The sequence below is a fragment of the Desulfobacter sp. genome (assembly GCF_050177295.1).
In genome coordinates, this window is record NZ_JBFXHE010000234.1 from 1 (window position 1) to 6903 (window position 6903).

Below are 6903 nucleotides of genomic sequence, written 5' to 3' on the forward strand. Positions count from 1 at the left end.
AAAGCCTTGGCAAATAGTACTCTTGAAAAGTCAACTAAAAAAAACTCGAACATCGAGTTATTGCCTGAAAATACATAATAAATCATCTTCCAAGAGAGTCCAATTTATTTTTCTGGAACACTATAATTTTAAATTATAACCCTGTTTCCTTTAGTTCCTTGATTAGTTTTTGCTGTTTTGGATCCAAAACCTTTGGCATGACTATATTAACCACAACATAGAGATCTCCGCAACCATTTCCTTTCATATGGGGGATTCCCATGCCCGGCAGACGCATTTTTGCCTTGTGTCCGGTTCCCGGCGGCAATGTCAGATTTATGGTTTTTCCTGAAGGGGTGTTCACTTCAACCTTGCCCCCTAAAAGGGCCTGGGTGAGCCTGATGTCTTTTGTCATCAGGATGTCATTGCCTTCCAGGGTAATGCCCTGGGGCAGGGACGGGCTGGATTTGATGTACAGGTTGCCGGCAGGACCGCCGCCGGTACCAGGTTCCCCTTTGCCGGCCAGCCGTATTTTTTTGCCCTGGGTCAGGCCTTTGGGAATTTTCACCTCAATGGCCTTGGTCTGGCCGTTTTGGGAAATGGTGATGGTCTTGCCGACACCATTAGTCAGTTCGTCCAGGGTTAAAGGGATTTCATATTCCAGGTCGTTGCCCCGGGCCGGGGCTTTGCGACCGCCCCCCCCAGCCCTCGCGTTCTGGAAAAATGGATTGCCCCCCATGCCGGAAAACGAGGTCTTTGCCCCCCCCTGTCCAAATGAAGCGGAAAAGCCGCCGGACCGGTTGACCCCGCCGCCTCCGAAACCAAACTCCTTAAGAATATCGCCCAGATCAAAATTTCTGAAAATATCCTCCTGGGAGAATTTTTGCTGGAAATCGGCAGACCCGTAAGTGTCATACTGTTTTCTTTTTTCAGGGTCACTGAGAACCGCGTAGGCTTCGGAAATGGTTTTAAACTTATCTTCCAGGGCCTTGTCCCCTTTGGTTTTATCCGGGTGGTATTTGAGGGCCAGTTTTCTGTAGGCCTTTTTAATGTCGGAAGCTGTTGCAGTTTTATCTATTCCAAGCGTTTTGTAATAATCTTGCGCCATGTTATATCTGATTCCTTTACGTTTAGCTGTATGGTTGTTTCTTTCGTACAAATGTGTAATAAAAATAAGGCGCAGCTCGTTGAAGTCAAGGGGAAGACAGCCCTTAGTTTGCATCAAAGGGGCCGGTTTTGCCTGAATGCGGTAATGGCAACCATGAGAACGGAAATGGCCGCAGGGGTCATGCCGTCAATGCGGGATGCCTGGCCCAGGGATGCAGGATTGATCCGGTTGAGCTTTTCCCTGATCTCATTGGACAGGCCATGGGCCGCATCAAAGGAAAATTCAGGGGGAATTTTTATTCGTTCCAGGTCTTCAAATTTTTTAATTTCATTATACTGGCGCCGGATATATCCTTCATATTTAATTTCAATTTCCACCTGCCGGGCTGCGCGGTCCTGGACAGGTTCGGGAGCCGGGGCAATCTGCTTTAAAAGGTCGTAACTCAGCTCCGCACGTTTGAGCAACTGGGTTAAAGGGACACCTGTGTCAATGGGATTGGAGTTGTGTCCGGCAAGAAAGGCATTGGTTTCATCACCGGGTTTGATCACGGTCCGGCTGAGCCGTTCAAGTTCTTTTTCTGTGGCTGCCTTGATCCGGGAAACCTCATCCAGGCGCATCTTGTCTGTCAAACCGTACTCATAACCGATCCGGGCCAGACGCAGATCTGCATTATCTTCCCTGAGCAGCAGCCGGTATTCAGCCCTTGACGTGAACATGCGGTAGGGTTCTTGGGTGCCCCGGGTGACAAGGTCATCCACCATGACCCCCATATAAGCCTGGGACCGGTCCAGAATAAAAGGCGGGCGGCCAAGTATTTTTGCCGCGGCATTGGCACCGGCCCACAGCCCCTGGGCCCCGGCCTCTTCATAACCTGACGTGCCGTTGATCTGCCCGGCCAGGAACAGCCCTTTGACCTTTTTGGTTTCAAGGGCCGGTGTCAGCTCAAGCGGTGACACATAATCGTATTCAATGGCATAGGCGGGGCGCATGATCTGGGCCTGCTCCAGGCCTTTTACCGAGCGTACCACCTGGTACTGGATGTCAAGGGGAAGGCTGTTGCCCAGGCCTGACGCATAAATTTCTTTGGAATCTATGCCTTCATATTCCAGGATCACATGGTGGGAATCCCGGTCAGGAAATTTTACCACCTTGTCTTCAAAGGAGGGGCAGTACCTGGCGGACCGGCCCTTGATATACCCGCCGTACAGGGCCGAATACTTCAAATTGTTGCGGATCACGGCATGGGTGTCCGGGTTGGTCTGGCCCATGAAGCTTGGCAGCATGGGGGTTGTCACCTTGGTGGTGGAATAGGAAAAGGGGTTGATCACCTCGTCAGATCCGTGGACATTGAATTTTGAAAAATCAATGGAATCGGCATGGAGGCGCGGCGGGGTGCCGGTTTTCATCCTGCCCATCTCAAGTTCCATGGATTCAAGGCTCAGGGCCAGTCCGGTGGAAGCAAATTCTCCGGCACGTCCGGCCTGGATTCTGGAGGACCCGATATGGACGGTGCCCCGCAGAAATGTGCCTGTGGTAATGACCACGCAGGGCGCAAAATACTCAAATCCGGTATTGTCGGCAATGCCTTTGATTTCATTGTGTTCAATGATCAAAGATTCCACCATGGCCTGCTTAAGATCCAGGTTTTCCGCCTTTTCCAGGACATGCTTCATGTGCCGTGAATACATGTTCTTGTCATTTTGGGTCCGGGTGGACTGGACCGCCGGTCCTTTACGGGTATTCAGGGTACGGTACTGGATAGCCGAAGAATCTGATACCTTTGCCATCCAGCCGCCAAGGGCATCAATTTCCTTGACCAGCTGTCCCTTGGCCGTACCGCCGATGGAGGGACTGCAGGGCATGGCTGCAATTTTATCCATGTCAATGGTGAGCAGCAGGGTATCGCAGCCCATGCGGGCCGCGGCCAGGGCCGATTCGCACCCGGCGTGTCCTGCACCCACCACAATGACATCATATGTGTTTCTAAAAATGTTCATAAAATCCTTATTTCCAGACAGATACCAAACTTTTTTACAGGGATTAAATATAATGCCTGCCCGCTTTTGGTCAAGCTTTCGCTGTTAATCTTCACCTTGGCAAATTCATCTGTAATCTGTATGTTAAGAAACTGGCCTTCAGGGGTGACCCCATGAAAGCAAAAGGATGGAATGGAGGAATAATTTGGCAGATGCTGACCGAATAAAACGATATTCGGATTATAATGCGTATCTTCGCAGCCTGTTTGGTGAGCGGGTGCAGAAAATTTCCGTGGATGCCGGGTTGACCTGTCCCAACCGGGACGGCACTCTGTCCAGGTCCGGGTGTATTTACTGCAATGCAAAAGGATCGGGTACCGGGGCGTTTGCCAGGGGGCTTTCCATTTCCCAGCAGATTGAGGCCGGCAAGATCGGGGCGATAAAAAAATACAAGGCCGGAAAATTTCTTGCCTATTTCCAGTCTTTTACCAATACCTATGCCCCGGTGGATCATCTTAAAGCCTTATATGACGAAGCCCTGTCCTGTGAGGGTGTGGTGGGCATGGCCGTGGGCACCCGGCCCGACTGTGTGGATAAAGCAAAAATTGATCTGCTTGACGCCTACACAAAGGATTATCTCATCTGGCTGGAGTACGGGCTTCAGTCCGCCCATGACGCCACCCTTGCCCTGATCAACCGGGGACATGACTTTAAGGCCTTTGAAGCGGCCGTGGCCCTGGCTGCACCTAAAAAAAAGCTCAATGTCTGCGCCCATATTATTCTGGGCCTGCCCGGAGAAACCAGGGCCATGATGCTTGAAAACGCCCGGATTCTGGGAGACTTGGGGGTAAACGGCGTAAAAATTCACCTGCTTTATGTGATCCGGGGTACTGCTTTGGATAAGATGTATGGCCAGGGCCGGTATACGCCTTTAGAACAGCAGGCCTATGTGGATCTGGTCTGCGATTTTCTGGAGCAGTTGCCCAACTCCCTGATTATCCAGCGGCTCACAGGGGACCCCCATCCTGATGAACTCGTGGCTCCGTTGTGGTCAACCCGGTACAGAGAGACATTCAACATGATCCAGCATACCCTGGAAACCAGGGATTCGTACCAGGGAAAATGCCGGATTTAAATTCCGCACCATTCTTTAATTTCATTAAGTCATACCTTCAACCCCCTTAAGGGTCAGGGCCTTTTGATTCATCTTAATACTTTCATGAATCTGCTCTGCCAGTTCCCGGGTGGGAGCCATGATTAATGCTGACGGAGACGCCGCAGGTGGGTACTGGGTTTTTTGAGCAAGTGCTGGAGAATGGGCAGCACAAAGGCAACGGTTTTTCCGGTACCGGTTTGGGCCAGGCCAAGGATATCTTTCCCGTCAAGGATGGGGGGAATTGCAAGATTGCTAAGGATGTTAAACTCGGCTGGGTTGACCATGACGGCCAAATGCAAAAAAGCCCCTGAGAACAGAATCCTCAGGGGCTTTAGTGACTGTTCAAATGAAAGCCTATGGAATAGTCCAAAGCCCTCTCATGTCTGCCGAACACAGACCCGGTCACACAAACCGGGTTTGACCATGGCAGTTATAAATAAAAGTGGTCTGCTATTGAACTACGACTGAACTACAACATTTGCAGCAGAAGGCCCTTTGGGGCCCTGCTCAATGTCGAATGTGACATGATCGCCTTCATTCAGGGTTTTAAATCCTTGTGCGTTAATGCCTGAGTGATGCACAAAGACGTCTTTCCCACCATCTTCTACTTCGATAAAACCAAAACCTTTACTTTCGCTAAACCACTTTACAGTACCTTTTGCCATGTCGGCAGTCTCCTAAATAAAAAAAATGAAAATTTGCTTCTAACTTTGGGAGCAATCACATAAAATTTGAGATATACACCTTAAGGAAGGAACATATGCACACACAAAACATGCATTTCTCGCATCATACTGGAAAAAGGAAGAATGTCAAGCATATTATTGCAGGCAAGGCAATTATTCGACAGCATCGGGGACGGTGAAAGGATTAGAAACCGATTTCATAGGACTTGAAGCCGGATGACCGCAGCGCTGTTTTTTTCTTCCCGTCCTGGCGGATGATCAGGCATTCGGTGTTGTCAAGGGTGTTGATAAGGGCAATGGCCTTGTCGGTATCCATGACCATAAGTGCTGTGGCAAGCCCATCAGCCCGGGTGCAGGTATCTGAAATAACCGATGCCGATACCACCGCGTTTTCAACCGGATACCCGGTTTTAGGGCTGATAATGTGGGAGTAGATGTGCCCGTTTTTTTCAAAATAGTTTCTGTAATTGCCGCTGGTGGCAATGGCCTTGTTATCCAGGCGCACTTCTTTGTACAGCCCTGAATTCAAAATGCCTTTTTCGGGGTTTGCGATGCCCACGATCCATGCTTTGCGATGCTTGTTCTCCCCGGCACCGGCCAGTTCTCCGCCGATTTCCACAAGATAGTTCTCAACCCCGCCTTCCCTGATCAGGCGGGCAATCTCATCCACGCCATACCCTTTGGCAATGGAGCCTAAATCCAGTGTTATGCCGGGCATTGTCTTGGTCAGGAAATGGTCCCCGATGTCAAGCTTGTTAAAGCCAATATTCTTAAGTAGTGCTTTTATCTCTTCCGGTTCAGGCGGCGTGTCCCGCCGTCCCTTTATGCCGAATCCCCACAGGTCCACCAAGGGTTTGACCGTGCCGTCCCAGGCCCCAAAGGTCAGGGCATACAGGTCCCTGCATTGTTCAAGAACCTGGTAGAAATCCGCGGAAACCCGGAAAGGCAGGTCCTTTGGCGCAGCATTGAACCGGGACAGTTCACTGTCTTTCTGATACATGGACAGACGGGAATTGACCTGTTTTAAGCGCAGATCAATTTTTTCCTGCCATAAGCTTTCCGACAGCGGTTTGGCAGAAACCAGCTTAATGGAATAGGTAGTACCCATTGTCTGGCCGGTAAACACATATTCCTGGGTTGCCAAAGACTGGGCAGGCGAAAGCAGGGCTGTTCCTATAAGCAGCATCAGTGCAAAAATAAAAGTTGTCATATACTTGGTTTCAGGCATGGATATTTTTCTCCTGGTTCAGTTATAAAAGAATTATTTCTTATCCAGCAATTCCCGTATTTTCTGGGCAAGATCATTCGTCACAATCGGTTTCATCAAAAACCCCTTGATTCCCATGGCGTGAATTTTTTCATCTGTCATAGCCTTGCTGAAACCGGTGCAAAGCAATACTGGGATATCAGGGCGTATGGTGATCAATTCTACAGCCAGTTTATCTCCCGACATTTTCGGCATTGCCATATCTGTAATGACCAGATCGAATTTCTCCGGACCAGATCTGAATGCTTCCAGGGCGTCCTCACTATTTGTGTATGTAACGACCTGAATGTTGTTAAAATCATGGGCAATACCACCGGAAAGGGTTCCGATGGCCTCTAATCTCTGGGTTTGGCTTAGCTGTTTTTCATATTTATGCTTTTCCGTAATATCTAAAAACGAGGCCATTATGCAAAGAGGCTGGCCATCCCTAGCGTAAACCATTCCGGATGAAACCTGGGCCACGAATGTTTTCCCGTCTTTATTTCTGGCCCGCATTTCTCCAAGCCATTTTCCCGTTTTTTGCAAATTTTCCATAAACGTTAGAGCCTCATCTTTGGATTGCCAGAAGTTTATCATCGGTTTTCCAAGGACGTCCTTTTCATTTTCGTGTGCCCATAATGAAAGAATGGATTGATTCACGTAGGTAAGATTGCCGTGGAGATCAGCAATGGCGATTGCATTGATTGATGCTGCGATGGCGCTCTCTTTTATTTGAAGCTCTTTTTCTGCTT

The 6903-nt window shown here is 49.3% G+C and carries 7 protein-coding genes; 1 reads left to right on the top strand and 6 read right to left on the bottom strand.

The window, feature by feature from the left end:
* Positions 1–133: 133 nt before the first annotated feature.
* On the bottom strand, positions 134–1087 hold the full coding sequence (locus AB7U36_RS15230; RefSeq protein ID WP_428160571.1) for a DnaJ C-terminal domain-containing protein: 954 nt from the start codon (positions 1085–1087) through the stop codon (positions 134–136).
* Between the two features lie 113 nt (positions 1088–1200).
* Positions 1201–3084 (bottom strand): tRNA uridine-5-carboxymethylaminomethyl(34) synthesis enzyme MnmG, encoded by a 1884-nt coding sequence (gene mnmG / locus AB7U36_RS15235; RefSeq protein ID WP_428160572.1) that lies wholly within the window; start codon positions 3082–3084, stop codon positions 1201–1203.
* A 184-nt stretch (positions 3085–3268) separates the two neighbouring features.
* Between mnmG and AB7U36_RS15240 the strand changes: the two genes are divergently transcribed.
* On the top strand, positions 3269–4198 hold the full coding sequence (locus tag AB7U36_RS15240) for a TIGR01212 family radical SAM protein (protein WP_428160573.1): 930 nt from the start codon (positions 3269–3271) through the stop codon (positions 4196–4198).
* 122 nt (positions 4199–4320) lie between these two features.
* On the opposite strand, the gene AB7U36_RS15245 is transcribed toward AB7U36_RS15240, so the two are convergent.
* From AB7U36_RS15245 to AB7U36_RS15260, 4 genes are all read right to left on the bottom strand, one after another.
* A complete protein-coding gene (locus tag AB7U36_RS15245) occupies positions 4321–4503 on the bottom strand; it encodes a DEAD/DEAH box helicase (RefSeq protein WP_428160577.1) in 183 nt (60 codons plus the stop codon).
* Between the two features lie 174 nt (positions 4504–4677).
* Complete coding sequence (locus AB7U36_RS15250; RefSeq protein ID WP_428160574.1) at positions 4678–4884, bottom strand: cold-shock protein; 207 nt, start codon at positions 4882–4884, stop codon at positions 4678–4680.
* A gap of 205 nt (positions 4885–5089) precedes the next feature.
* A complete protein-coding gene (locus AB7U36_RS15255; protein WP_428160575.1) occupies positions 5090–6115 on the bottom strand; it encodes an FAD:protein FMN transferase in 1026 nt (341 codons plus the stop codon).
* A gap of 51 nt (positions 6116–6166) precedes the next feature.
* A partial coding sequence (locus AB7U36_RS15260; RefSeq protein ID WP_428160576.1) for a response regulator occupies positions 6167–6903 on the bottom strand: 737 nt, incomplete at its 5' end.